The 22,539-nt window shown below is 56.1% G+C and carries 25 protein-coding genes; 7 read left to right on the top strand and 18 right to left on the bottom strand.

Translation table 11 applies throughout. The features are described 5' to 3' along the window. Window positions 1–4 precede the first annotated feature (4 nt). Together EnteroDNA1_RS03140 and EnteroDNA1_RS03135 are read right to left on the bottom strand one after the other, a co-directional pair. Window positions 5–592 (bottom strand): hypothetical protein, encoded by a 588-nt coding sequence (locus EnteroDNA1_RS03140; RefSeq protein WP_064672503.1) that lies wholly within the window; start codon window positions 590–592, stop codon window positions 5–7. Beyond that, window positions 592–1,095, bottom strand: coding sequence for a hypothetical protein (locus EnteroDNA1_RS03135; RefSeq protein WP_231113487.1), 504 nt, complete (start codon window positions 1,093–1,095; stop codon window positions 592–594). Before EnteroDNA1_RS03135 ends, EnteroDNA1_RS03140 begins: the two co-directional genes overlap by 1 nt. A 231-nt stretch (window positions 1,096–1,326) precedes the next feature. Between EnteroDNA1_RS03135 and EnteroDNA1_RS03130 the strand changes: the two genes are divergently transcribed. Next, the gene (locus tag EnteroDNA1_RS03130; RefSeq protein ID WP_064672502.1) at window positions 1,327–1,875 is read left to right on the top strand and encodes a GNAT family N-acetyltransferase; all 549 of its coding nucleotides are present in this window, start codon (window positions 1,327–1,329) and stop codon (window positions 1,873–1,875) included. Here the strand turns inward: EnteroDNA1_RS03130 and EnteroDNA1_RS03125 are convergent. The 9 genes from EnteroDNA1_RS03125 to sad all read right to left on the bottom strand — a co-directional run bounded on the left by EnteroDNA1_RS03125 (window position 1,863) and on the right by sad (window position 12,241). Then, window positions 1,863–2,777, bottom strand: a complete 915-nt coding sequence (locus EnteroDNA1_RS03125; RefSeq protein WP_069302828.1) for a bestrophin family protein — start codon at window positions 2,775–2,777, stop codon at window positions 1,863–1,865. The genes EnteroDNA1_RS03130 and EnteroDNA1_RS03125 overlap by 13 nt on opposite strands. 200 nt (window positions 2,778–2,977) lie before the next feature. Then, entirely contained in the window at window positions 2,978–4,429 is a 1,452-nt protein-coding gene (locus EnteroDNA1_RS03120; RefSeq protein ID WP_069302827.1) for a tagaturonate reductase, read from the bottom strand. Between the two features lie 118 nt (window positions 4,430–4,547). Further along, a complete protein-coding gene (locus EnteroDNA1_RS03115; RefSeq protein WP_033145544.1) occupies window positions 4,548–5,075 on the bottom strand; it encodes a GNAT family N-acetyltransferase in 528 nt (175 codons plus the stop codon). Window positions 5,076–5,157: 82 nt separating this feature from the next. Beyond that, entirely contained in the window at window positions 5,158–6,123 is a 966-nt protein-coding gene (locus EnteroDNA1_RS03110) for a sensor domain-containing diguanylate cyclase (RefSeq protein ID WP_039262472.1), read from the bottom strand. A 119-nt stretch (window positions 6,124–6,242) separates the two neighbouring features. Next, window positions 6,243–7,682, bottom strand: a complete 1,440-nt coding sequence (locus EnteroDNA1_RS03105) for a sensor domain-containing diguanylate cyclase (protein ID WP_069302826.1) — start codon at window positions 7,680–7,682, stop codon at window positions 6,243–6,245. 113 nt (window positions 7,683–7,795) lie between these two features. Continuing rightward, window positions 7,796–8,152: a DUF4186 domain-containing protein gene (locus tag EnteroDNA1_RS03100; RefSeq protein ID WP_045354969.1), complete on the bottom strand. Its 357-nt coding sequence runs from the start codon at window positions 8,150–8,152 to the stop codon at window positions 7,796–7,798. Further along, complete coding sequence (gene glsB, locus EnteroDNA1_RS03095) at window positions 8,152–9,054, bottom strand: glutaminase B (protein WP_226852802.1); 903 nt, start codon at window positions 9,052–9,054, stop codon at window positions 8,152–8,154. The genes EnteroDNA1_RS03100 and glsB overlap by 1 nt, the downstream gene beginning before the upstream one ends. 86 nt (window positions 9,055–9,140) lie before the next feature. Next, the gene (locus EnteroDNA1_RS03090; RefSeq protein WP_069302824.1) at window positions 9,141–10,730 is read right to left on the bottom strand and encodes a methyl-accepting chemotaxis protein; all 1,590 of its coding nucleotides are present in this window, start codon (window positions 10,728–10,730) and stop codon (window positions 9,141–9,143) included. 122 nt (window positions 10,731–10,852) lie between these two features. After that, on the bottom strand, window positions 10,853–12,241 hold the full coding sequence (gene sad / locus EnteroDNA1_RS03085; RefSeq protein WP_069302823.1) for a succinate-semialdehyde dehydrogenase: 1,389 nt from the start codon (window positions 12,239–12,241) through the stop codon (window positions 10,853–10,855). A 98-nt stretch (window positions 12,242–12,339) separates the two neighbouring features. Between sad and ptrR the strand changes: the two genes are divergently transcribed. Continuing rightward, the gene (ptrR, locus tag EnteroDNA1_RS03080) at window positions 12,340–13,218 is read left to right on the top strand and encodes a putrescine utilization regulator PtrR (RefSeq protein WP_069302822.1); all 879 of its coding nucleotides are present in this window, start codon (window positions 12,340–12,342) and stop codon (window positions 13,216–13,218) included. Here ptrR and EnteroDNA1_RS03075 read toward each other — a convergent pair. The 3 genes from EnteroDNA1_RS03075 to EnteroDNA1_RS03065 form a co-directional block, all read right to left on the bottom strand. Next, window positions 13,172–13,654 (bottom strand): GNAT family N-acetyltransferase, encoded by a 483-nt coding sequence (locus EnteroDNA1_RS03075; RefSeq protein WP_047653295.1) that lies wholly within the window; start codon window positions 13,652–13,654, stop codon window positions 13,172–13,174. The two genes, ptrR and EnteroDNA1_RS03075, sit on opposite strands and share 47 nt — an antisense overlap. An 84-nt stretch (window positions 13,655–13,738) precedes the next feature. Continuing rightward, the gene (locus tag EnteroDNA1_RS03070; protein WP_063441495.1) at window positions 13,739–14,530 is read right to left on the bottom strand and encodes a PhzF family phenazine biosynthesis protein; all 792 of its coding nucleotides are present in this window, start codon (window positions 14,528–14,530) and stop codon (window positions 13,739–13,741) included. A 27-nt stretch (window positions 14,531–14,557) separates the two neighbouring features. Further along, window positions 14,558–15,346 carry a PhzF family phenazine biosynthesis protein gene (locus tag EnteroDNA1_RS03065; RefSeq protein ID WP_069302821.1) on the bottom strand — a complete coding sequence of 263 codons (789 nt, stop codon included), beginning with the start codon at window positions 15,344–15,346 and terminating at the stop codon, window positions 14,558–14,560. Window positions 15,347–15,523: 177 nt separating this feature from the next. On the opposite strand from EnteroDNA1_RS03065, the gene EnteroDNA1_RS03060 reads away from it, so the two are divergent. Continuing rightward, window positions 15,524–16,720 carry a sugar transporter gene (locus EnteroDNA1_RS03060; protein ID WP_033145533.1) on the top strand — a complete coding sequence of 399 codons (1,197 nt, stop codon included), beginning with the start codon at window positions 15,524–15,526 and terminating at the stop codon, window positions 16,718–16,720. 43 nt (window positions 16,721–16,763) lie between these two features. Here the strand turns inward: EnteroDNA1_RS03060 and EnteroDNA1_RS03055 are convergent, their stop codons facing one another. Further along, window positions 16,764–17,429: a MarC family NAAT transporter gene (locus EnteroDNA1_RS03055; protein ID WP_023335699.1), complete on the bottom strand. Its 666-nt coding sequence runs from the start codon at window positions 17,427–17,429 to the stop codon at window positions 16,764–16,766. Between the two features lie 255 nt (window positions 17,430–17,684). On the opposite strand from EnteroDNA1_RS03055, the gene marR reads away from it, so the two are divergent. The 3 genes from marR to marB are packed head-to-tail and all read left to right on the top strand — an operon-like array spanning window position 17,685 to window position 18,772. After that, on the top strand, window positions 17,685–18,119 hold the full coding sequence (gene marR / locus EnteroDNA1_RS03050) for a multiple antibiotic resistance transcriptional regulator MarR (protein WP_008502236.1): 435 nt from the start codon (window positions 17,685–17,687) through the stop codon (window positions 18,117–18,119). Window positions 18,120–18,139: 20 nt separating this feature from the next. Next, the gene (marA, locus tag EnteroDNA1_RS03045) at window positions 18,140–18,520 is read left to right on the top strand and encodes an MDR efflux pump AcrAB transcriptional activator MarA (protein WP_008502237.1); all 381 of its coding nucleotides are present in this window, start codon (window positions 18,140–18,142) and stop codon (window positions 18,518–18,520) included. A 33-nt stretch (window positions 18,521–18,553) separates the two neighbouring features. Further along, window positions 18,554–18,772 (top strand): multiple antibiotic resistance protein MarB, encoded by a 219-nt coding sequence (marB, locus tag EnteroDNA1_RS03040; RefSeq protein ID WP_029741246.1) that lies wholly within the window; start codon window positions 18,554–18,556, stop codon window positions 18,770–18,772. 32 nt (window positions 18,773–18,804) lie between these two features. Here the strand turns inward: marB and eamA are convergent, their stop codons facing one another. Further along, entirely contained in the window at window positions 18,805–19,710 is a 906-nt protein-coding gene (eamA, locus tag EnteroDNA1_RS03035) for an O-acetylserine/cysteine exporter (RefSeq protein WP_033145532.1), read from the bottom strand. Window positions 19,711–19,904: 194 nt separating this feature from the next. On the opposite strand from eamA, the gene ydeE reads away from it, so the two are divergent. Further along, window positions 19,905–21,098 carry an efflux MFS transporter YdeE gene (gene ydeE, locus EnteroDNA1_RS03030; protein WP_069302820.1) on the top strand — a complete coding sequence of 398 codons (1,194 nt, stop codon included), beginning with the start codon at window positions 19,905–19,907 and terminating at the stop codon, window positions 21,096–21,098. Between the two features lie 46 nt (window positions 21,099–21,144). Here ydeE and zinT read toward each other — a convergent pair whose 3' ends face one another. Together zinT and urtE are read right to left on the bottom strand one after the other, a co-directional pair. Next, complete coding sequence (gene zinT / locus EnteroDNA1_RS03025) at window positions 21,145–21,786, bottom strand: metal-binding protein ZinT (protein ID WP_069303908.1); 642 nt, start codon at window positions 21,784–21,786, stop codon at window positions 21,145–21,147. Between the two features lie 52 nt (window positions 21,787–21,838). Next, on the bottom strand, window positions 21,839–22,537 hold the full coding sequence (gene urtE / locus EnteroDNA1_RS03020) for an urea ABC transporter ATP-binding subunit UrtE (protein WP_069302819.1): 699 nt from the start codon (window positions 22,535–22,537) through the stop codon (window positions 21,839–21,841). Window positions 22,538–22,539: the final 2 nt, after the last annotated feature.

Raw genomic sequence — 22,539 nt, 5'->3', positions numbered from 1 at the left:
CTCTTTAACGGCTTTTTAGTCGCATTTCCCGTGCCAGTCTGGCAAGACGCTGAGTACGACAATAGAGCGTAAACAGCACAAAGCCGCTGCTGTTCATCACCACCCGACAAAATAACAGTGCGAAGGATGCGATGACCAGCGGCCAAAGGCCTCCGTTATGCGAAAGCAGGATATGTAAAACATGAACGAGGGTCGTTATCAGCAGAATGATGAACAACGCCCTAAACCCCAACAATCCCGACGTCTTCCCACGAGCCAGGAGTACGCTTATCACAATGAGCGCGCCTGTCATCGTCAATGATGGTACGAAAAAGCTCAATGCATGATGTAAAGGTGATAACCCCTGCAACGCGCTGAGAAAAGGCAGAAGGTTTAACGCAAACGCCACTAAAAACAGAGGTAACAGCACCGCTACCGGATAAGGATTTTGACGCGGAAGCTCGCTGAGAGGACGCGAAAAATACCGTTCCAGCTCTGGCGTGGAATAATTCAAGAGACGGGTATCACGCTGACCAATAGCCTCCTCTATCTCTTTACCATGCTGCAGGAGATCCTGGAAAACCCGTCCGGTTAAAAAACTCAAAAACTTCATCAGAATACCGCCAGTGACTGAATGGTACCGATAATGTATTTACCGGTCTGTGGTAAATTACTGGGCGCTGCAATAACGCCACTCACAGCACTCCCGGCCAATGCTGCGGCACTTGTAACCACTTGCCCAAGTTGTCGAGTGAGCTCTACCTGAACAGGCCCGGTTGGAAATCGTTTCGGATAAAGACCAGCGCGTATAAGTGCCTTAATTTCCTTGTTGCTTATACCGGGGTTTTGCGCGCGAATTATCAATTCGGTCAAACGAGCGCGATCCTGACGAGGATAACTTTTTAACCACTCAGTGGCTTTCAAGGAAGATATAGATTTCATTGCACGCCAGGTGGTAACTGCTTCTTTTAGCGCCCCTCCTGCACTTGCTAACGAAATTACATCCAGTGAAGTTGAGGTGGCGACGTACCATTCTTGCGTATCGAGCCAGGCAACATTACCGCCACCGTTTTCAACCAAATCATAGATACGATAAAGGCCGTTAACGCATTGCAACCCGGTCGCAAGGGTTCCTGCGTAGCCAATCGCTACCCATTCCAGGCAAAACCATACATTACTCCTTATGTGGATGGGTAAGTTAACCCAACTAATCTGACGGTAATCGAGCGCTATGCAGAGCAAAATTTTGGTAGTAAATAAGTTTCAACGCAACTAAATAGAATGTGGTAGTAGTGAAAATACCAGAACACAAACAAAAGAATAACGCTTAAATATGGAGATCCGCGGATGACGATACCGACGCTCACGACAGAACGCTTATTGCTAAAACCGCTGGTTGCCGAAGATGCTGCCCAGATACAAAAGCGTTATCCGCGCTGGGAGATCGTCCGCTATATGGTCTCTTCCGTGCCCTGGCCCTACCCGGATAACGGCGCGGAAAACTATGTCAACAACGTGGCGCTGCCGGATATGGCAAAAGGGATCGCCTGGTTCTGGAGCATCCGTCGTCGCGAGGTGCCGGATGAGTTGATGGGTATTATCTGTTTGTATGACGTTGAAGATAACAACCGTGGATTCTGGTTGGCTCCGGAGTTTCAGGGGCAGGGATACATGCGCGAGGCCAGCATTGCCGCGACGGATTACTGGTTCAATACCCTAAACAAACCCGTGTTACGCGCTCCGAAAGCCGCCGCCAACAGCCGCTCCCGGCGTATTTCAGACAGTAGCGGCATGCGGCTTATCAGAACGGAACAAAAAGCCTACGTCAGCGGCATGCTGGATTCCGAACTGTGGGAGATTACCCGCGACGAATGGAACGCCCGTCAGGTCAGCTGATAATGCTTATCCGGCATCAGCCTTTCAGGAATGTTCTCTTCATCGTTCATCTGCAGCAGATCGCGTTCCATCATGTTGCAGATGGCGTCCAGCGGCAGATCGTTATCTTCTGTGCCGAACGGGTCTTCCAGCTCTTCCGCCAGGGTGTCCAGCGAGATAAAGGTGTAGGAGATCAGCGCCGAGACAAACGGCGTCATGTAGTGCAGATCTACAACCAGCGCGAACGGCAGCATGATGCAGAACAGATACACCGTTCGGTGCAAAATCAGCGTATAGGCAAACGGCACCGGCGTTGTCGCAATGCGCTCGCAGCCGGAGAGGACGATGGACATATCGTTCAGACGGTTGTTCAGGCTGTGGAACAGGATGTCTGAAAGCTGGCCGTTACGCCGCCGCACGGCCAGCCACTCCCCCATAATCAGTAAAATGCGGTTCGCCGGCGAGTTGGCGCTCATCACGTGACGTAAATCGTCCGGAGCAAGATAGCGAGAGAGCTGTTCGGCGTTCAGGTCCCGGCGGAGGGTCATGCGCAGGCAGTTGGCAAAAGCTATCTGCAGGCGGACAAATTCCCCCAGGTGCTTATCGTCAGGCAAGGTGTTTTTCACCTCGCGAAACAGCGAGCGTGCCGCTATCATCAACTGCCCCCAAAGCAGGCGAGCCTCAACGTAGCGCGAATAACAGGCGTTGTTTCTGAAACCGAGAAAGATAGCGATCGCCACGCCGAGAATGCTAAATGGCGCCACGGTAAATTTGATACCCAGCGAGGTATACCACGGCAGCATCAGGATAACGGCAATAGAAAGCAGGAAGTTGAGCAGCAGTCGGGTGTAAATTTTGGGAAGTACCGAGCCGTGCCAGACAAAAATCAGTTGTAGCCAGTGCTGTTTAGGACGAACAATCATAGTGAGTTTCAGGAAGGAAAAGAGCGTGGCTATTAAACGTGATCTCCCTCACGGTTGCAAGCATGTTAACGGGACATTGAATTTTATGACCTGCTTAGCGATAACCGCACGGTGCTGCATGCGCTTTTAAAAAAAGAGCATATAGTATGTTGTAACTAAAATAAGATGTAATTAAACCCGGCCGAAGCCGGGTAACGTCATTAGCAAAGGGGGTTCACCGCTGCGCGCATTCCCTTCAGGAGAATGGCGTCAAGATCCAGGGTCACCTGGTCGACAAGCCCGGTGACCTGCGTGAGATCCTGTTCCCAGTGCTCGCTCACGCTCAGTACGGACTGCACCAGCTCACGGGTGCTCAACTGCTGGTCGCGGTGCTGTGCCCACAGCTGCTGATAACGTTCCAGCCAGAATGCATCATCCTGCACCGGATAGTTCTCCCCGTTACGTTCCCCGCGATAAAACGCTATCAGTGCAGCCAGCGCGAACGTCAGACGTGCAGGCAATTGTCCGCTTGCGTTCTGCCCTGCCAGCAGCTGCGGCAGGATGCGGGTGCGGTATTTGGTCATACCGTTAAGCGCGATGGAAAGCAGCTGGTGTCTGATGTAAGGGTTGCGAAAACGCCCTGTTACCGCGCTGGCAAAAGATTCCAGCTCGTCACGCGGCAGATCGAGAACCGGAATGATCTCCTGATAAATCGCTTTTTCGACAAACGCGCAGATCTCTGCATCATTCATCGCCTCGCCTACCGTCTCTAACCCAGCCTGGAATGCCACCGGCACCAGCGCCGTATGCGCGCCGTTCAGGATAGCGACTTTGCGCTCTTTGTAGGGCCTGATGTCGTCGACAATCAGCACATTCAACGGGTATTTATCCAGACGAAGTTCCTGCGCAAGAGATGCCGGCCCCTGGATAACAAACAGATAGAAATGTTCAGCCGTATCCAGGAAACCATCGTGATAACCCAGCTCAGCCTCCAGCGTGGCCGCTTCGTCGCGCGGGTAACCGGTCACGATACGGTCAACCAGCGTCGAGCAGAAGCTGTTTGCCTCGTTAAGCCACTGGATAAAGGCGGCAGGCAGCGCCCACTCCCGGGCATAGCGCAGGACAAGTTCACGCAGCGCATCACCGTTGTAGTCAATCAGCTCGCACGGAATGATGATCCAGCCTTTATCCGCAGCACCGTTGAAGTGGCTATAACGCTCAAACAGCAGTCGCGTCAGCTTCGCCGGGTAGCTCACCGCAGGGGCATCGGCGAATCGGTCACCCGCGTTGTAGCTGATACCCGCTTCGGTGGTGTTCGAGAAAACAAAGCGCATGTCCGGATTGTGCGCCAGTTTCAGGAACGCATCATACTGGCCGTAGACGTCGATCTCCCGGTTAACCGAGCGGATAAGACGGCACTCACTCACCGCTTTACCCTGCCCGTTCAGGCCACGAATGATAGTGGTATAGAGACCATCCTGAGTGTTCAGCGACGGCGGGAAGTCGCTCTGAATAGGACGGACGATAACCACACCGGCGTTAAGATCGGTATGTTCATTTAGCAGGTCAATTTGCCAGTCGACAAACGCACGCAGGAAGTTGCCTTCACCAAACTGAATAATGCGTTCCGGGTATTGAGCACCGGGAAAATCACGACGGTTGAGCGTGTTCACAAGAGGGTTCCTTTTATGATTAGTCATACAGCCTGATAAGATTGGTACGATAACTTATCAAAACTTAACGACCAGAAACCCTGTTTTGATCAATGGACGGCGTAGTTGTACAAAATAATCATAAGAACTTATAGAACACGGACGTGGCCGTCATGGCGCCGTCCGGCATCAGGGCATAGCGCGGGATCTCCCCCACCTTTTGCCAGCCGGCACGCTGGTAGAACGTCTCGGCGCCGCTGCCGGTGGAGGTATCGAGCACCAGAACCGAAATATCTCTGGCCCGGGCCTCCGCTTCAAGCGCTTCCATCAAGGCCATCGCGGCACCTTTGCGGCGGGCTTTCTCGTGAACCAGCAGCTTCGCCACATCGGCGCGATGCGGCTGGTTTTCCGGCTGGTCGACGATCAGCTGCACCGTACCGATGACGCCGTCCTGCGGGTCGACACAGGCCAGCACCAGACGCTCGTTGCGCCCTACGCTTTCAGCGATGCCGCGCCAGAACGAACGAGCCTTATCCAGACTAAAGGGAAGCATAAAGCTGACGGATGCCCCGCCGTTCACACAGTTTTCGAGGATCCCGGCCAGCGCATCAAGATGGGTGAGAATGTCGTCTCGGGTGAGGTTTTTGATTTGCAGTGAGGTATTCATTGTTTTTCCTTACGTTGAATACCGTCACTGTGCATTTAACATCTTCTTAACGCAAACGGATCGGACATACGCTTTTGTTATGTTACCGGGAGCGCTGTCGCTGCTGTTTCATGGCATACATCTTTTCATCGGCCTCTTTTAACCACTGCTGCAGGTCGTTGCCGTTATGATCGAATTCACTGAGCCCCCACGAGAAATGGAGCGACCAGGGATGTAGCTTGCGGGCGTTATAGTTTTCTACCTGCTCGGCAAGATACTGCATGGCAATCCAGGCGCCCTGCTCATCCGTATCCGCGAACAGCACGGCGAACTCGTCCCCGCCAAAACGCACCAGCAGATCCGCTTCGCGGAAAGAGGCGCGCATTAGCTGCGCCATCGCTTTCAGCGCCTTATCCCCCTCTTCATGCCCGAAGCGATCGTTAATTTCCTTAAAGCGATCCAAATCCAGCCAGCCGAGCGTGAGCGGCTCAGCGCGACGCCGGGCAACGGAAAGCGTGAACCGCACGAGCTGATTAAAGCCCCGACGGTTGAATAACCCGGTTAATTCATCCGTGGTCGCCGCGCTGATGGCAGCAAATTCATCTTCCGCCAGCGCGCCAAGGTCCCCCAGCACGGCGAGGTCGGCGGCAGAAAACTCGCGGGGAGCGTAATCAATCAGGCACAGCGAGCCAACGCTTGCGCCGTCTCGCAGGCGCAGCGGGAAGCCCGCGTAAAACCGCACGCGAGGCTCACCGGCCACCAGCGGGTTATCCGCAAAGCGATCGTCCTGAAGCATATCCCCCACCACCAGCGGCGCTTCGGTGAGGATCGTATGGCCACAAAATGAGATATTGCGCGGAACGCTGCCCGGCGCCTGACCGTCGGCCGACTTCACGATCAGCGAATGCTCATCAATGAGATTGACCATCGCCAGCGGCACCTGGAAGAAGCGTTTTGCCAGACGCGTTAAGCGGTCAAACGCCGGGGAACTGTCGATCTCAAGCAGACCTGATTCTCGTAGCGAGTTGAGTCTGTCTGTTTCATTTTCAGGGGTTGCAGGTGCTTTCATAATGTCTCCTGACGTAAAGCGTTACTAAAAGCGTAGCTTAAACAGAGACATTGTCAGTGTTCTGACATCCTGTTAAGCCGCTTACTATTCACGTCAATGCCTTATGACGATTAACGCAGCTATGTTTCACTCCCGGAGGGCGCGGCAATCTGCTCGTCCGCCACCCGGGCGCTGGTACGGTTTCGACCCGCTTTTTTTGAACGATAGAGATGATCGTCCGCTTCGGCCATAAGCTTGTTGAAGACCTCGGTCAGCTGCCAGGACTCAGCCTTTCCGCTGCCGAGGCCAATGCTGACCGTCAGATAGAGCGTCTGGTGACGCCATGTAAAAGGATGACCGGCAACGGTGGATCGGATACGTTCAGCCAGTTCAAAACCGTGCTGCGCGTCGCCTGAATTGACCACCACGGCGAACTCCTCTCCGCCCATGCGCGCCACCATGCCGTCTTCGCCGACGACCTGCTGAACCTGTCGGGCAAACGACGCCAGCACGCGGTCTCCGCACTCGTGGCCGTAGTTATCATTAATGCTTTTGAAATAATCAATATCCAGCAGCATGACGGTTAGAAAACGCGTGTGCCGGTACGTCTCTTCATGCTTTAACGCCTCATAAAGCCCGGAACGTGAGTAGACGTGCGTTAAAAAGTCATAATCCGCCCTCAGTGAAACCTGGCGGATCAGGGAATTAATCGCCGCCATGCTGACGGAAACCATCACCGGGCAGATCGCCATCGTGGCGATCCCCAGCCGGGCTGAAAACATCATTGGCGTCGTAAACGGCGTCGCCACGGCGATATTAATAATCGAGTTGGCGACCAGAATGATTTCAGTGGCCCCCGTGATAAACGTCAGCAGACAGGTGGCGGGCAGCGAGTAGCGAACCGCACACCAGATAAGCGCAGGCAGAGGAAACGAGAGGCTCCCCGCTCCGCCAATCACCACCGACGCGATCACCGAGACGATCAGCGCAATTACCGGCAGCAGCTGCTCCAGACGGAGCCTGAGTTTACGCCCGGGCATACGCAACGTGAGCATACAGGGCACAACAAGCACGCCGGTTGAGAACTGCTCGCTAAACCAGTCGGCAAATAGCGGCCAGAAAGTATGACTGTCAATCCCGACCGACCCTACCGCGCCGAGCAAGGCGCAAAGCAGCGCGGCAATCAGACAGTAGTTAAACAGGCGTAGCGCGTTAAGCGGATCGGGGGTTTTCTTCATCAGCCGCTTGTCGCGCTGAACCAGCACGGCGACGACGACGATAAAGATCATGTTTGACAGGTTGATCACCACGGAGGCCATACCCCAGTTGGTCGTTACAGCGTCGTACAACAGCATCGCGACATAACATACCGCGTAGTAATGCAGGCGATTCAGGTAAACATAGCGGGCGAATATCCCTGCCATGACGCCATTGAGCGGCCAGAACAGCGACAGGGCCTCAACGAGCCGTAATTCCGCGCCCACAAAATAGAATAAGGTGGTGAGGATGAAGATCGTCGCTGCATTTCGCAGCGGCGTATCAACCTGGAACGGCCTGAAAGCGGTAAGAGCAGAACGCATTAAATATCATTCCATATGAAAGCTTATGGCAATTATTGCGGTCGTCAGCATGATCGGGACTAACTTGGGATGCATCTATAACACAAATACCACGGGAGCATAACTCGTCAAATTTAGGCGTTCATCTGCAGCACCAGCCAGTGGTGGATGACGCTGACGATATAATTTTGTTGCTGCGCCGTGAGCGTTACGCCCTGTGGAATGTTATGCCATTTTGCCAGACAGCCCCGGCAACAGGTGGCGGTGGCATGCTGCGCGATAAACACCGGGTGACCGCGCATGGGCGTCTGCTTACCGTCGTTTGCGGGGTGCGCGGGCGCAAGGCGCTTTTCGACAAAATCCGCGGCGTGCCGATCAATGGTTTCGGGGCCTTTGTCCCAGCAGTACTGTCGTTCCTTATCGCCTAAGCGAAAGCGCGAGCGAAATGTCGATCGCGCCAGGCGGGAAAAGAGAGGATCCAGATCGGACATCAGTATACGGAACGTCCCAGGCGCTGGGTCAGTTTCTCCAGAACCGCCACGCCGGCAAGCGAATTTCCCGTTTCATCCAGTTCCGGGCTCCAGACGGCTATCGCCATTTCATGCGGCACAATCGCCACGACCCCGCCGCCAACGCCCGATTTAGCCGGAAGGCCAACGCGCCAGGCAAACTCACCGGCGTTTTGATACATCCCGCTGGTGGCCATCAGCGCGTTAACCTGCCGGGCCTGAAGCGGAGAAACCACCTCCTGATCGAGATGCGGCGCGTGCCCCTGGTGCGCAAGGAACAGGAACGTCTGGGCCAGCTCAACGCAGCTCATTTTGATGGCGCAGTAATGGAAGTAGTTTTGCAGCACGGTCGCCACGTCGTTGTGAAAATTACCGAAGGATTTCATCAGCCACGCGATAGCCGCGTTACGGGCGGAGTGTTCAAACTCCGAGCGTGCCACCACCGCATCATAGGCAATATCGTCAACGCCCGAGAGCTGGCGAACAATCTCCAGCATTCGCTGGCGCGGTGCGCTGAGGCGACTTTGCAGCATATCGCAGACCACCAGCGCCCCGGCATTGATAAAGGGATTTCGCGGTTTACCCTGTTCAATCTCGAGCTGAAGCAGCGAGTTAAAAGGCTGGCCGGAAGGATCTTTACCGACACGCTGCCAGATCTCTTCTTCTTCATACTGGCGCATCGCCGCAACCAGACTCAGCACTTTCGAAATGGACTGAATGGAAAAACGCTCAGCCGCATCGCCTGCCTGGTATCGCTGTCCGTCAATGGTACAGATAGCAATCCCCAGCTTGTTCCCGCTCACCGAGGCAAGGGCCGGAATATAGTCGGCAACCTTCCCCTTTCCAATTAACGGACGAACCTGCGCCAGAATCTCGTCCAACATCTCATTATGGATGACCGCAGCCACACTTTGCTCCTTGCCCTCAGGCTAAAACGGGCTGCGAGTATAACAGAGGCTTATGTATTGCGTCAGGCGCTAAGACGAAAACGCGAAACGGCCTGCAATAAAAGATCGGATTGCTTTTGCAGCCGCTCAGAGGCATCCGAGGCGTCAGAGACCAGCAGGTCCGTCTGCCGGGAGACCTGATTCAGCGCCTGAAGCTGGCGCGTCATCTGGTGAATACTGTCTCCCTGGCTGAGCGTGGCGGTTGAGATCTCATTAAGCAAACTGCTTAAATTGCCCACCAGGCCAGTGACCTGCTGCAGATTCTCTTCCATCAGGTTAACGGCGCGGGAACCGTTTTCAATGCCCTGCAGCGAGCGGTTGATCAGCTCCTGAATGGTCTGCGTCGAGTGGCTGCTTTTTCTGGCCAGAAGCCCGACTTCCCGGGCGACGACGGCAAAGCCGCGCCCCTGGTTTCCGGCATGGGCCGCCTCGATGGCGGCATTCAGCGCCAGGATGTTGGTCTGAAACGCCACGCTGTCGATCATCGCCACGATCCCGCGCATCTCAGAAGAACGGTCGACGATCGCCTGCATGGACGCATTCACGGTAGACATCATCCGGTCGCCGCCCACGGCCGCCTGCCGCGCTTCATCGGCCCGCGAGCTGGCGAGCCTGGCATAGCCGGTATTCCCTTCCACATGGCTTTCCAGCGCCGCGATATGCGCCGTCACATCCTCAAGCTCTTTCGCCTGGCGCGCTGACTGCTGATACAGCTTCTGGTTACCCTGCGCAAGGGAGTCAATGTTCTCCACCATCGTTGCGGTGGCATGGCTGACCTGCGTCACCAGCTGCTGCAGACCGTGCTGCATCGTCGCAATGCTGTCGCTAAGCTGACCTATCTCCCGGTTGAAGCGCATGACGTTCGGCGGCGTGCCGGAGAGATCCCCTGCCGCCAGCCGGTTAATATGCGCAATCAACCGACGCAGCGGCGTAATCACCCATCTGGACATGCCGAACCAGACGACAACCGCGATGGCAAGCAGCAGCACCGGCGCAAACAGGAACAACGTTTGCAGGCCGGAGAGCTGCGCCATTAGGCTCTGGCGCCCCTGCATGGCCTGCTTCTCGCTTGCCTGCTGATAACGCGCATAGTTGTCGTTAAAATCAGACTGAAACGCCTGGGCCGGTACGGCAAAAAACGCGTCGATGGTGTTGGTCTTAATCAAACCTTCAGCCTGCTCGTTGATCGCGCCGTAGAAAAGCTGATAGCTGTTCACCAGGGCATCGTCTTTCGGCGGATTCAGCGCCAGCCAGGCCTTCCACGCCTGCTGAGAAACCGCCAGCGCCTTTTGCGCATCGTCCATCAGGCTGTGCCAGCTCCCGTCGGAGCCGGTCTCTTTATCCTGCATAAACCAGACGCCGGAGCGGTTAAGCAGGTCGCTTGCCGCCAGCAGGGAAACACGGGCCAGATCCAGCTTGCTCTGCTGCTGCCAGGCCAGCAGGTTTTGCTGCTCGTTGCGCTGGGCGTCGTTCAGGGAGGCGTTAAGCAGGAATGAGGAGGAGAGCTGCAGCGCGGAGAAAAGGCCAATAATGCAAAAGATACCCGTCAGCAGGCCAAAGTGACGAGGGGTGAGACGCTGCGCAATACGGCGAAAAATTTGCGTTAGGTTCATAATTATCTTCATTAACAATGCGTTAGACGCGTGCGAGTCTACGAAATGAAAATGACAGAACCATTGCAGATAAATGACAACGGCCCTCGTGATGAGGGCCGTAATCACAGGCGGGCAATAAATTACACCCGATCCTTCCACACCGTCTGCACGTTGCAGAACTCGTGCAAACCAAAGTGGGAAAGCTCGCGGCCAAAGCCGCTTTTCTTCACGCCGCCGAAGGCCACGCGCGCGTCGCTGGCGCTAAAGCCGTTGATAAACACCCCGCCGCACTCCAGTTCGCGGGAGAATTTATCCGCAAGCGCCGCGTCAGCGGTAAAGACGGTGGCGGACAGGCCAAAGTCGCTGTCGTTGGCAAGCGCCAGGGCGTGCTCCGCGTCTTTTGCGACAGTCACGGCCGCGACCGGACCAAACAGTTCCTGGCGGAACGCCGTCATCGACGGGGTGACGTTGGCCAGCACGGTTGGCGCGTAGTAATTGCCCTCTCCGCTGATTTTCTCTCCGCCCAGCAGCAGCGTTGCCCCTTCGGCCAGGGTGGCCTGCACCTGCTGATGCAACTCATCGCGCAGGTCATAACGCGCCATCGGGCCCAGGTAGTTCTCTTCTGCTTCCGGCGCGCCCATCTTTAACGCGGCGACGGCGTCGACGAAGCGGCGGGTAAAGGTCTCTGCGATACCCTCCTCGACGATAAAACGTTTAGCCGCCGCGCACACCTGCCCGGTATTCTGATAGCGACCCGCCACCGCCGCCTTCACGGCGAGATCCAGGTCGGCATCGTTAAGGACGATAAACGGGTCGGAGCCGCCCAGCTCAAGAACGCATTTTTTCAGCGCGGCTCCTGCCTGCGCGCCAATGGCCGCACCGGCACGCACGCTGCCGGTGACGGTCACCGCCGCAATACGGCGATCGTTAATCGCCTGGCTTACGCCGTCATTGGTGGCGTTCACCCAGCCGAATACGCCTTCAGGGAAACCGGCATCCGCAAAGATCTGCGCAATAAGTTCCGCAGAGCCGAGCACGTTTGGCGCATGCTTAAGCAGATAGCAGTTACCTGCCAGCAGAATGGGCACCGCGCCGCGCAGCACCTGCCAGAGCGGGAAGTTCCATGGCATTACCGCGAGAATCGGCCCCAGCGGACGGTATTCAATAACAGCGCTGTGGTTTTCCACCAGCGTGGGTTCCGCACGCAGCATCGCCGGGCCATGCCCGGCATACCAGTCGCACAGACCGGCTGATTTTGCCACTTCCGCCCGCGCCTGCAGGATGGGTTTCCCCATTTCACGGGAGATTATCTGCGCCATCTCTTCCGCGCGGTTTCGCAGCGCGGCACCGAGATCCCGCAGCTTCTGCGCCCGGTGGGACACGCTTTCGCGTCGCCACTGGCGATACCCCGCGTCAGACTGAGCAATCGCGCGTTCAACCTCTTCCGGTGTCGCCCAGGGATACGCAGCGAGGGTTTCTCCCGTTGCCGGGTTAACGGACAGGGCATGTGTAGCAGATGAATATTTCATGATGTTCTCCACGCATTTCGGTTGATTCATTGTGGCTCACTCTGCTATTTCTTAAAAATGAATAATACTAACCACCTTATTCACGAAACGAGAATGCCATGGACTTAACCCAGCTTGAAATGTTTAACGCCGTCGCGCTGACGGGCAGCATCACCCAGGCGGCGCAGAAGGTGCATCGCGTGCCGTCTAACCTGACGACCCGCATCCGCCAGCTGGAAGCCGATCTTGGCGTCGAGCTGTTTATTCGTGAGAACCAGCGTTTGCGCTTATCCCCCGCCGGACATAACTTCCTGCGCTACAGCAGGCAGATCCTCGCCCTGGTGGATGAGGCGCGCATGGTCGTCGCGGGTGATGAGCCGCAGGGGCTATTTGCCCTCGGCGCGCTGGAAAGCACCGCCGCGGTGCGCATTCCCGAAACGCTGGCGCAGTTTAACCAGCGCTATCCGCGCATCCAGTTTGCCCTATCTACTGGGCCATCCGGGACGATGATTGATGGCGTGCTGGAGGGAACCCTCAGCGCCGCCTTTGTCGACGGGCCGCTGTCGCACCCGGAGCTGGAGGGGATGCCGGTCTACCAGGAAGAGATGATGCTGGTCACGCCTGCCGGGCACGCCGAGGTCGCCCGCGCCGCGCAGGTTAGCGGCAGCGACGTTTACGCTTTTCGCGCGAACTGCTCGTACCGTCGACATCTGGAAAGCTGGTTTCATGCGGACAGAGCCACGCCCGGCCGCATTCATGAGATGGAGTCCTATCACGGCATGCTCGCCTGCGTCATTGCGGGCGCGGGCATCGCGCTGATGCCGCGCTCGATGCTGGAGAGTATGCCGGGACATCATCAGGTTGAAGCCTGGCCGCTGGCGGAAAACTGGCGCTGGCTTACAACCTGGCTGGTGTGGCGGCGCGGAGCGATGACCCGCCAGCTGGAAGCTTTTATAGCGCTGCTAAACGAACGTCTTCAACCAGCGCCTTCTCCATGAACAGGCTGAGCGGATCGTCAGCGTACGGGGCAAACGCCGGACGCAAATCGTACCCGCACTGCTCGTACAGACGAACCGCAGCGCGCTGTTTGATGCCCGTCTCCAGCCTTACCGTGTGGCAATGGCGGCTCAGGGCCTCATCTTCCAGGGCGGCCAGCAGCGTCTCGCCGAGATGCTGCCCGCGATGGGCCGGATCGATATATACCCGCTTCATCTCCCCCGTTCCGTCGCCGTTGAGCACGATGGCTCCGCAGCCTACGGCGTGCAGCTGCTGGTCACGAATGACCATCAGGATCAGCGAGGCTTCCGGCAGCGCGGACAGGTCGAGAAGATGATTGCTTTCGGCGGGATAGAGTTCGCTCTGGTAGCGGTCAAGCGCCGCGATCAGCGTGAGAATGTCCGGATGACGTGCAGATTCAGAGGTAATGGAATACATGGCAGGCTCCTTGCTGTTTTTATATCAACATAGCTCAGGCCTGCCGGGGTGGTTCATAGTATTAACTTATAGCGCGTCACTCAGCTAGCGCAGGAAGATTCGCCCTTTCAGGTACAGCGTAGCCTGGCCGCCAATCAGCACGCGGTCGCCCTTCAGCTCGCAGCGCAGATCCCCGCCACGGTATGACACCTGGCGAGCATTGAGTGACGTTTTGCCCAGCTTTTCGCTCCAGTAAGGGATCAGCATGCTATGGGCGGATCCGGTGACCGGATCCTCCGGCACCCCTTCGCCAGGGCAGAAGAAGCGGCTGACGAAGTCATATTCTTCTCCCGGCGCCGTCACGCAGACCATTTTATCCAGCGGAAGCATGGCCCCAATATCCGGCGTTAACGCTTCCACCTGCTGCTGGCTCTCCAGCACCACCATGTAATCGCGTCCGACGCGCACCTCTTTCGCCTCCGTGATGCCCAGCGCGCTAAACAGCACCTCAGGTGGGTTTTCGACGACTTCCGTCGACCACGCGGGGAAGTTCAGCGTCAGCCAGTCGCCGCTGCGCTTGACGGTCAGCTCGCCCACGAAGCGCGTGGTGAAGGTGATTTCGGTATGCGGATAATCAAGGTATTCGAAAATGACGTGCGATGCGGCAAGCGTAGCGTGACCGCACAGGTTAATTTCATCCAGCGTGGTGAACCAGCGCAGCTCAAACCCGCCGTCGGTGCGCACGAAAAAGGCGGTCTCAGACTGGTTATGCTGCTGCGCCATTTTGAGCAGCGTTTCGTCCGGCAGCCACTCTTCCAGAGGACATACCGCTGCGGCGTTGCCGCCAAAGGTTTTATCGCTGAAGGCATCCACCAGATAAAAATCAATTTCCTGCATTGTCTCTTCCTCTCTTGTTATGGGTTTTTAGCGCAGAAAAACTGTGCCTTTCAGATAAAGCGTGGCCTGCCCGCTCATCAGCACGCGCGAACCTTTCAGCTCACAGCGCACATCGCCGCCGCGCGCTGAAACCTGACGGGCGAACATCGTGGTTTTGCCCAGCTTTTCGCTCCAGTATGGGATCAGCATGGTGTGCGCGGAGCCGGTGACCGGGTCTTCCGGGACGGAAACGCCCGGTGAGAAAAAGCGGCTGACAAAATCATATTTCCCCTCACCGCGCGCCGTAACGCTCACCTTATGCTCGCCCGGCGTCATCACCGAGAAGCGCGGCGCAAGCGCTTCAACCTGCTGGCGATTTTCCAGAACGATCAGCCATGCGCGCCCTTTACGGGCTTCAACGTAGCGGCTGATACCCAGCGCCGAGAGCATCTCCGGCGGGGGTGTTTCTTCATGGGTTGGGCATGCAGGGAAGTCCAGCGTCATCCACTCCCCCTCCCGGCTGACGGTGAGGCGGCCAGAGGCGGTTTCAAAGTGGATCCGCGAATCCGGGTAATCCAGCTCGGTAAACAGCACGTGCGCGGCCGCCAGCGTAGCGTGGCCGCAGAGATTGACTTCGGTAAGCGTGGTAAACCAGCGTAGCTCAATGCCCCCTTTACTGCAGACGAAAAAAGCCGTTTCCGACTGATTATGCTGCTGCGCCATTTTCAGCAAGGTCTCATCGGGTAACCATTCCTTGAGCGGGCAAACGGCGGCCGGATTGCCGCCAAACGAGGTGTCGCTGAACGCATCTACCAGATAAAAATCAATCTCCTGCATTGTCTTACCGCCTGTTTTTATTGTGTTGTTCTTTTATATTCAATGAAAACGGCGTTCCCGGCTACCGCTTTCATAAGGTAAATATTGAGATCTGCGTCACATAATGGTTGAGTTTTCGCCGTTCGACGTTTTAAGATCGTCTCCTCTTCTTTTCAGCAACGAATCTCCGACATCCCTATGACAACGAACACAGTTTCCCGCAGGGTTGCGTGGCTACGCGTGGTCACGCTGGCCATCGCCGCGTTTATTTTTAACACCACAGAATTTGTTCCGGTTGGGCTGTTGTCTGACATCGCTGAAAGTTTCCAGATGGAAACGGCGCAGGTGGGCATTATGTTGACCATCTACGCCTGGGTTGTGGCGCTGATGTCCTTGCCGTTTATGCTGCTGACCAGCCAGATGGAGCGGCGCAGGCTGCTGATCGGCCTGTTTGTGCTGTTCATCGCCAGCCATGTCCTGTCGTTTATGGCGTGGAATTTTACGGTGCTGGTCATTAGCCGCATCGGCATTGCCTTTGCCCATGCGGTGTTCTGGTCGATTACCGCGTCTCTGGCTATTCGACTCGCTCCAGCAGGTAAACGCGCCCAGGCGCTGAGCCTGATTGCCACCGGTACCGCACTCGCGATGGTGCTGGGCCTGCCGATTGGCCGCATCGTAGGTCAATACTTCGGCTGGCGTACGACGTTCTTCGCCATTGGTATGGGCGCGCTGGTTACGCTGGTATGCCTGATTAAGCTGCTGCCCGCGCTGCCGAGCGAGCATTCCGGCTCGCTGAAAAGCCTGCCGCTGCTGATGCGTCGCCCGGCGCTGCTGGGTATCTACCTGCTTACCGTTATTGTGGTGACGGCCCATTACACGGCATACAGCTACATTGAACCCTTTGTGCAGGTGGTGGCGGGCTTTAGCGCCAACTTTGCCACCGTCCTGCTGTTGATCCTCGGCGGAGCGGGCATTATTGGCAGCGTGCTGTTCGGTAAGCTGGGTAACCGGCATGCGTCAACGCTGGTGAGCTGCGCTATCGGTCTGCTGCTGGCCTGCCTGCTGCTGCTGATGCCTGCCGCAGGCAGTGAAAGCCATCTGGCGATCCTCAGCCTGTTCTGGGGCGTGGCGATCATGATTATTGGTCTGGGCATGCAGGTGAAGGTCCTGGCCCTGGCGCCGGATGCAACGGACGTCGCCATGTCGCTGTTCTCAGGGATTTTCAATCTGGGGATTGGCGCGGGCGCGCTGGTGGGAAATCAGGTAATACTGCACGTATCGATGTCGGCGATTGGCTATCTGGGCGCCATTCCGGCCCTGGTGGCGCTGGTCTGGTCAGTGCTCATCTTCCGTAAATGGCCGGTGGCGCTGGAGGAACAGGGTCAGCACGGGTAAGCCTTCTTGCCGGGTGGCGGCTTCGCCTTACCCGGCAATCACATCAATGATAGGTCTTAATAATTTCCAGCACGCCGTTAATAATAAACTGCACGCCCATACAGACCAGCAGGAAGCCCATCAGACGGGAAATCGCCTCGATACCGCCCTTGCCTACCCAGCGCATAATGGCCCCAGAACTGCGCAGCGACGCCCACACGATAACCCCGATAATCGCAAAAATCAGCGGTGGCGCAACCGTCAGCACCCAGTCCGGAAAGGTTGCGCTGTCACGCACCGTTGATGCGGAGCTGATGATCATCGCGATGGTACCCGGCCCCGCCGTGCTCGGCATGGCAATCGGCACAAAGGCGATATTCGCACTCGGCTCGGTTTCCAGCTCTTCCGATTTACTGGTCGCTTCCGGCGACTCATGCGCCTTTTGCGCCGGGAACAGCATGCGGAAACCGATAAAGGCCACAATCAGCCCCCCGGCGATACGCAGGCCGGGGATGGAAATCCCGAAGGTGTTCATCACCACCTGTCCGGCATAGTAAGCCACCATCATGATGGCAAACACATACACCGAGGCCATCATCGACTGATGGTTGCGCTCGGCGCTGTTCATATTCCCTGCCAGCCCAAGGAACAGCGCCACCGTCGTTAACGGGTTAGCCAACGGCAGCAAGACCACCAGCCCAAGGCTGATTGCTTTTATTAAATCCAACATAGTGCGTTGTCGTCCTTATCCATATTTAACACAGCAATTATAGGGTGAAAGTGTGACATTGAGCCATGGGTGCAACGCAACGATTATTTCCGTCCTGGAAAGATAACTGACAGTTATCTATATGATTTGAAAGACCTCAAAAAAAGTTCATGAAACGTTTTAGCAATTCGTGGCATCGGCTGACTCATTCAGTTGACTTATACTTGCCTGAGCAATAATATCTGCCGTGACTAACTACTTGCCAGGGCAACCATTGTGAAAAGCACCAGTGATATCTTTAACGACGTTGTTCCGCTGGGTCGTCTTATTCATATGGTAAATCAGAAAAAAGATCGCCTGCTCAACGACTATCTGTCACCGCTGGATATCACCGCAACACAGTTCAAAGTGCTGTGTTCCATTCGCTGCGAAGTGTGTATCACACCGGTTGAGCTGAAAAAGGTGCTCTCTGTCGATCTGGGTGCGTTAACCCGCATGCTGGATCGTCTCGTCTGCAAAGGATGGATAGAACGAAGCCCTAACCCGAATGACAAACGCGGCGTACTGGTGAAGCTGACCAGCGATGGCGCGGCCATGTGCGAGCAATGTCATCAATTAGTAGGACAAACACTGCATCAGGAACTAACAAAAAACTTAACGGCAGATGAAGTGGCAACCCTTGAGCTTCTGCTCAAAAAAATACTGCCGTAAACAGAAAAAGAGGTATGACGATGTCCAGACGCAATACTGACGCTATCACCATTCATAGCATTTTGGACTGGATCGAAGATAACCTGGAATCGCCGCTCTCCCTTGAAAAAGTGTCAGAGCGTTCAGGTTACTCCAAATGGCACCTGCAACGGATGTTCAAAAAAGAGACCGGTCATTCATTAGGTCAATACATTCGCAGCCGCAAGCTGACGGAAATTGCCCAGAAACTGAAAGAAAGCAATGAGCCGATCCTTTATCTGGCGGAGCGTTACGGATTTGAATCGCAACAGACCCTGACGCGTACGTTCAAGAACTATTTTGACGTGCCGCCTCATAAGTACCGAATCACCAGCGTGCCGGGCGAATCCCGATACCTGTATCCGTTAAAACACTGTAGTTAATCATCGCCTGTAACAGACGTAACCGAGGAAATCATGAAAGTTACCGCCTCCGCCGCCCTCGCCTTGCTGGTGCTGTTCTCCAGCCAGACCTTCGCGGAGCAAACCCCTCGTGCAACGCAGCAAAATAATCCTGATACGATGATTTTGCCGTCAGCACATGACCAGTCGCCTTATGATTTCAACCATATGGGTGCTGGTAGCGACAAATCCGACGAATTAGGCGTGCCTTATTATAATCAGCACGGCCTCTGATTCGTTTTTGCCCCGCAGGCGCGGGGCTTTTTTTATGCCTTTTCGCTTACCCGCGTCGCCCGACGAACCCGCAGACCAAACACGTTAATGTACAGCCCGGCCATGATCAGCACGGCACCAAACAGCTGCAGCGCGCTCAGCGTTTCATCCAGTAAGAGTGCCGCACTGGCAAGCCCCACCACCGGCACCAGCAGGGATAACGGCGCCACGCGCCAGGTTTCATAACGCCCCAGCAGCGATCCCCAAATCCCGTAGCCCACAATGGTGGCGACAAAGGCCAGATAGACAAGAGAAAGGATTGTGGTCAGATCGATCTCGACCAGACTGTTCAGCATTACATCCGGACCATCCAGAATAAACGACGCCGCCAGAAACGGGATTATCGGGATCAGCGCGCTCCAGACAACCAGGGACATCACCGCCGGGCGCGCCTCGTGCTGCATAATCAGCTTGTTGAAGATATTCCCGCAGGCCCAGCTCAGCCCCGCCGCCAGCGTCAGCATAAAGCCGAGCAGCGCCACATCCTGGCCGTTCAGGCTGGCTTCAATAAGCACCAGCACGCCAAACACCGCCAGCGTAATGCCCGCCAGCTGTTTTCCCTGTAAACGTTCGCCAAACACGAAGGCGCCGAGAATGATGGTAAAGAACGCCTGCGCCTGCAGCACCAGCGAGGCCAGACCGGCCGGCATCCCGAACTTGATGGCGCAGAAGAGAAACGCGAACTGGCCAAAGCTGATGGTCAGGCCATAGCCCAGCAGCAGCTTTAACGGGATCTTCGGACGGGCGACGAAAAAGAGCGCCGGGAACGCGACCAGCAAAAAACGTAAACCGGCCAGCATCAGCGGCGGCATGTTGTGCAACCCCAGCTTGATGACCACAAAATTGAGCCCCCATACTACGACCACCAGCAACGCCAGCAGCCCGTCTTTACGCGTCATACCCTGCCCCTGAATTATTAATTATTTGTTAACAGTTCAAGGTAACAGAAAAAAGCGCGCGGCGAGAAGATCATTAATTATGGCAGTCAGGCGAAGCACTTACGGATAAATTAGGTGCTATACAAGCCCCTTATGTCATGGTAATCCTGTTAACACACGTCTAAAAAAAGCATAAGCAACTGTCGGGCAGGAATATGAAACCATCTCTCAGGCGCTCAACCGCAGCGCTGCTGGCGTCGTCATTGTTATTAACCATCGGTCGGGGAGCAACGCTGCCGTTCATGACCATTTATCTCACGCGCGTCTACAGCATGAGCGTCGAGAATATTGGTTATGCCCTGACGATTGCGCTGACAATCGGCGTGGTGTTCAGCCTGGGATTTGGCATTCTTGCCGATAAGTTTGATAAAAAGCGCTACATGCTGATTGCGATCGTGGCCTTTATCGCGGGGTTTGTCGCGATCCCGCTGGTCGATAACGTCACGCTGGTGGTGCTGTTCTTTGCGCTGATCAACTGCGCCTATTCCGTCTTTTCGACGGTGCTGAAGGCCTGGTTCTCCGACGTGCTCACCGCAAACCAGAAAGCGCGCGTTTTCTCGCTTAACTACAGCTTTCTGAACATTGGCTGGACGATCGGGCCGCCGATTGGCACCCTGCTGGTGATGTACAGCCTGCAGCTGCCGTTCTGGCTGGCGGCCTTCTGCGCGGCGCTGCCGCTCGGATTCATCCATTTCTTCGTGCAGAAAAACGTTGCGCTGGATACCGCCGAGGAGAAGATGCCCTGGCAGCCGTCGGTATTGCTGAAAGACCGCGCGCTGTTCTGGTACACGCTCTCTGGCCTGCTGGCGTCATACGTCGGCGGATCGTTCGCGACCTGTATTTCGCAATACGTTCTGGCCGCGCATGCAGACAGTAATTTCGCCGAAAAGGTGGTCGCCGTGGTATTGCCCGTCAACGCCGCCGTGGTGGTGACGCTGCAATATGCGCTGGGCCGCAAGATCTCTGCCAGCAATATTCGCCCGCTGATGACCCTCGCCACCCTGTTTTTTATCGTGGGGCTGGGTGGCTTTATGCTCTCCGGGGAAAACCTGGTTTACTGGGGCATCGCTGCCGCCATCTTTACCCTGGGTGAGATTATCTATGCACCGGGCGAATACATGCTGATCGACAACATTGCCCCGCCGGGGATGAAGGCAAGCTATTTCTCCGCGCAGGCGCTGGGCTGGCTCGGCGCGGCGGCAAACCCGATGATCACCGGTATTATCCTGACCAACCTGCCGCACTGGTCGCTATTTGTCATCATGATGGTCGCCATCGTTATTGCGTGGCTGATGATTTTGCGTGGGATGAGCGTGAAGGCGTGGTGTGAAACGCCCAACGTGGCGTAGCGCTTCCAGGCCGGGTGAGGCGTAGCCGCCACCCGGCAATAAAGCATCAGTGGTGCAGCATTTCCTCTACCACCTGCTCTTTGTACATCTCATTCGGATAATAGGTCGGCCAGTTATCCATCTCTTTCAGCAGCGCCTCGTGGGAGGTGTTGCCCATGAAAATGTGGAAGTGCGAAGAGGCCTTCGGGGCGATGGTGTGGTCGCTGAACTGAACAAACTTCGGTGCCTTGCTGCCGGCATCCTTACATTCAAACAGGTAGCGAACGCCTTTTTTGCCCGATGCGTAGGTCAGTATTTTGTAGCCGCTGTAATCATACTGACAGCGGCTGACCGCTTTGCCCTTATGAAATTCCATCACGTTATTTTCGATGCCGATAGCATCCACGTCCGTCGCATATCCCTTGCGGTAGTACGCTTTCACCTCGTCAAAGGCTTTGCTTTTGTCTTTCTGCGCTTTCTGTTTAAACACCGGATCCAGCGAACCGTCCAGCAGGAACGGATAGACCGACTGCCAGGTCCCGTCCCAGTCAGACAGCGCTCTGTCCTTCACGTCCTTATCCTCAAACACGCCGTTCGCCGCCCTCTGTTCCGCTTCGGTCATCTGATGGCCGTGCGAGTGAGCAAACAGCTGGCCGCTGACCAGCAGCGCCCCCAGAGTCATGGCAAATTTCCCAAAATGTGCAGCCAACATAACACCCTCATTCCGTTTTATAAGAATGCGAATGTTATATTATAACATTTTAAATCGCAACCAGTCCGCGAACGCCCTCCTGCTCCATGTTTTCACCCCGGCCGCGCTGGATAATAGTGCCGCGCGACATCAGCAGATAGCTGTCGGCCAGCTCGGCGGCAAAGTCGTAAAACTGTTCGACCAGCAGGATCGCCATGTCGCCTCGGTTCGCCAGGGTGCGGATCACCTGTCCAATCTCTTTAATCACCGATGGCTGTATGCCTTCGGTCGGCTCATCGAGAATCAACAGCTGCGGACGGCTCGCCAGCGCGCGACCAATCGCCAGCTGCTGCTGCTGTCCACCGGAAAGATCGCCCCCGCGACGATGCCTCATCTCTTTAAGCACCGGAAACAGCTGCCAGATCTCATCCGGAATCTGCTTCGCCTCGCGGGCGGAAAAACGCGACAGCCCGAGCAGAAGATTCTCTTCCACGGTCAGGCGCGGGAAAATCTCGCGGCCCTGCGGGACGTACGCCACGCCAGAGTGCACCCGCTGGTGCGGCTTGCTGTGGGTGATCTTTTTACCCTGCCAGATGACCTCCCCGGTTTTCGCCGGGATCAGCCCCATCAGACACTTCACCAGCGTGGTTTTCCCGACGCCGTTGCGCCCCAGCAGGCAGGTGACTTCTCCGGTGGCGGCCTCAAAACTCACGCCGCGCAGGATATGGCTGCCGCCGTAATACTGATTCAGTTCGTTAACCTGTAACATCA

Source organism: Enterobacter sp. HK169 (genome assembly GCF_001719105.1).
Lineage (GTDB): Bacteria > Pseudomonadota > Gammaproteobacteria > Enterobacterales > Enterobacteriaceae > Enterobacter > Enterobacter asburiae_B.
Note: the sequence above shows the minus strand (reverse complement) of the source record. Positions and strands in the feature narration are given on the sequence as shown.

Coding starts and splice junctions, on each gene's coding strand:
- EnteroDNA1_RS03140 (WP_064672503.1), bottom strand. CDS start 592: ATGAAGTTTTTGAGTTTTTTAACCGGACGGGTTTTCCAGGATCTCCTG.
- EnteroDNA1_RS03130 (WP_064672502.1), top strand. CDS start 1,327: ATGACGATACCGACGCTCACGACAGAACGCTTATTGCTAAAACCGCTG.
- EnteroDNA1_RS03125 (WP_069302828.1), bottom strand. CDS start 2,777: ATGATTGTTCGTCCTAAACAGCACTGGCTACAACTGATTTTTGTCTGG.
- EnteroDNA1_RS03115 (WP_033145544.1), bottom strand. CDS start 5,075: ATGAATACCTCACTGCAAATCAAAAACCTCACCCGAGACGACATTCTC.
- EnteroDNA1_RS03110 (WP_039262472.1), bottom strand. CDS start 6,123: ATGAAAGCACCTGCAACCCCTGAAAATGAAACAGACAGACTCAACTCG.
- EnteroDNA1_RS03105 (WP_069302826.1), bottom strand. CDS start 7,682: ATGCGTTCTGCTCTTACCGCTTTCAGGCCGTTCCAGGTTGATACGCCG.
- EnteroDNA1_RS03100 (WP_045354969.1), bottom strand. CDS start 8,152: ATGTCCGATCTGGATCCTCTCTTTTCCCGCCTGGCGCGATCGACATTT.
- glsB (WP_226852802.1), bottom strand. CDS start 9,054: ATGTTGGACGAGATTCTGGCGCAGGTTCGTCCGTTAATTGGAAAGGGG.
- EnteroDNA1_RS03090 (WP_069302824.1), bottom strand. CDS start 10,730: ATGAACCTAACGCAAATTTTTCGCCGTATTGCGCAGCGTCTCACCCCT.
- sad (WP_069302823.1), bottom strand. CDS start 12,241: ATGAAATATTCATCTGCTACACATGCCCTGTCCGTTAACCCGGCAACG.
- ptrR (WP_069302822.1), top strand. CDS start 12,340: ATGGACTTAACCCAGCTTGAAATGTTTAACGCCGTCGCGCTGACGGGC.
- EnteroDNA1_RS03075 (WP_047653295.1), bottom strand. CDS start 13,654: ATGTATTCCATTACCTCTGAATCTGCACGTCATCCGGACATTCTCACG.
- EnteroDNA1_RS03070 (WP_063441495.1), bottom strand. CDS start 14,530: ATGCAGGAAATTGATTTTTATCTGGTGGATGCCTTCAGCGATAAAACC.
- EnteroDNA1_RS03065 (WP_069302821.1), bottom strand. CDS start 15,346: ATGCAGGAGATTGATTTTTATCTGGTAGATGCGTTCAGCGACACCTCG.
- EnteroDNA1_RS03060 (WP_033145533.1), top strand. CDS start 15,524: ATGACAACGAACACAGTTTCCCGCAGGGTTGCGTGGCTACGCGTGGTC.
- EnteroDNA1_RS03055 (WP_023335699.1), bottom strand. CDS start 17,429: ATGTTGGATTTAATAAAAGCAATCAGCCTTGGGCTGGTGGTCTTGCTG.
- marA (WP_008502237.1), top strand. CDS start 18,140: ATGTCCAGACGCAATACTGACGCTATCACCATTCATAGCATTTTGGAC.
- marB (WP_029741246.1), top strand. CDS start 18,554: ATGAAAGTTACCGCCTCCGCCGCCCTCGCCTTGCTGGTGCTGTTCTCC.
- eamA (WP_033145532.1), bottom strand. CDS start 19,710: ATGACGCGTAAAGACGGGCTGCTGGCGTTGCTGGTGGTCGTAGTATGG.
- ydeE (WP_069302820.1), top strand. CDS start 19,905: ATGAAACCATCTCTCAGGCGCTCAACCGCAGCGCTGCTGGCGTCGTCA.
- urtE (WP_069302819.1), bottom strand. CDS start 22,537: ATGTTACAGGTTAACGAACTGAATCAGTATTACGGCGGCAGCCATATC.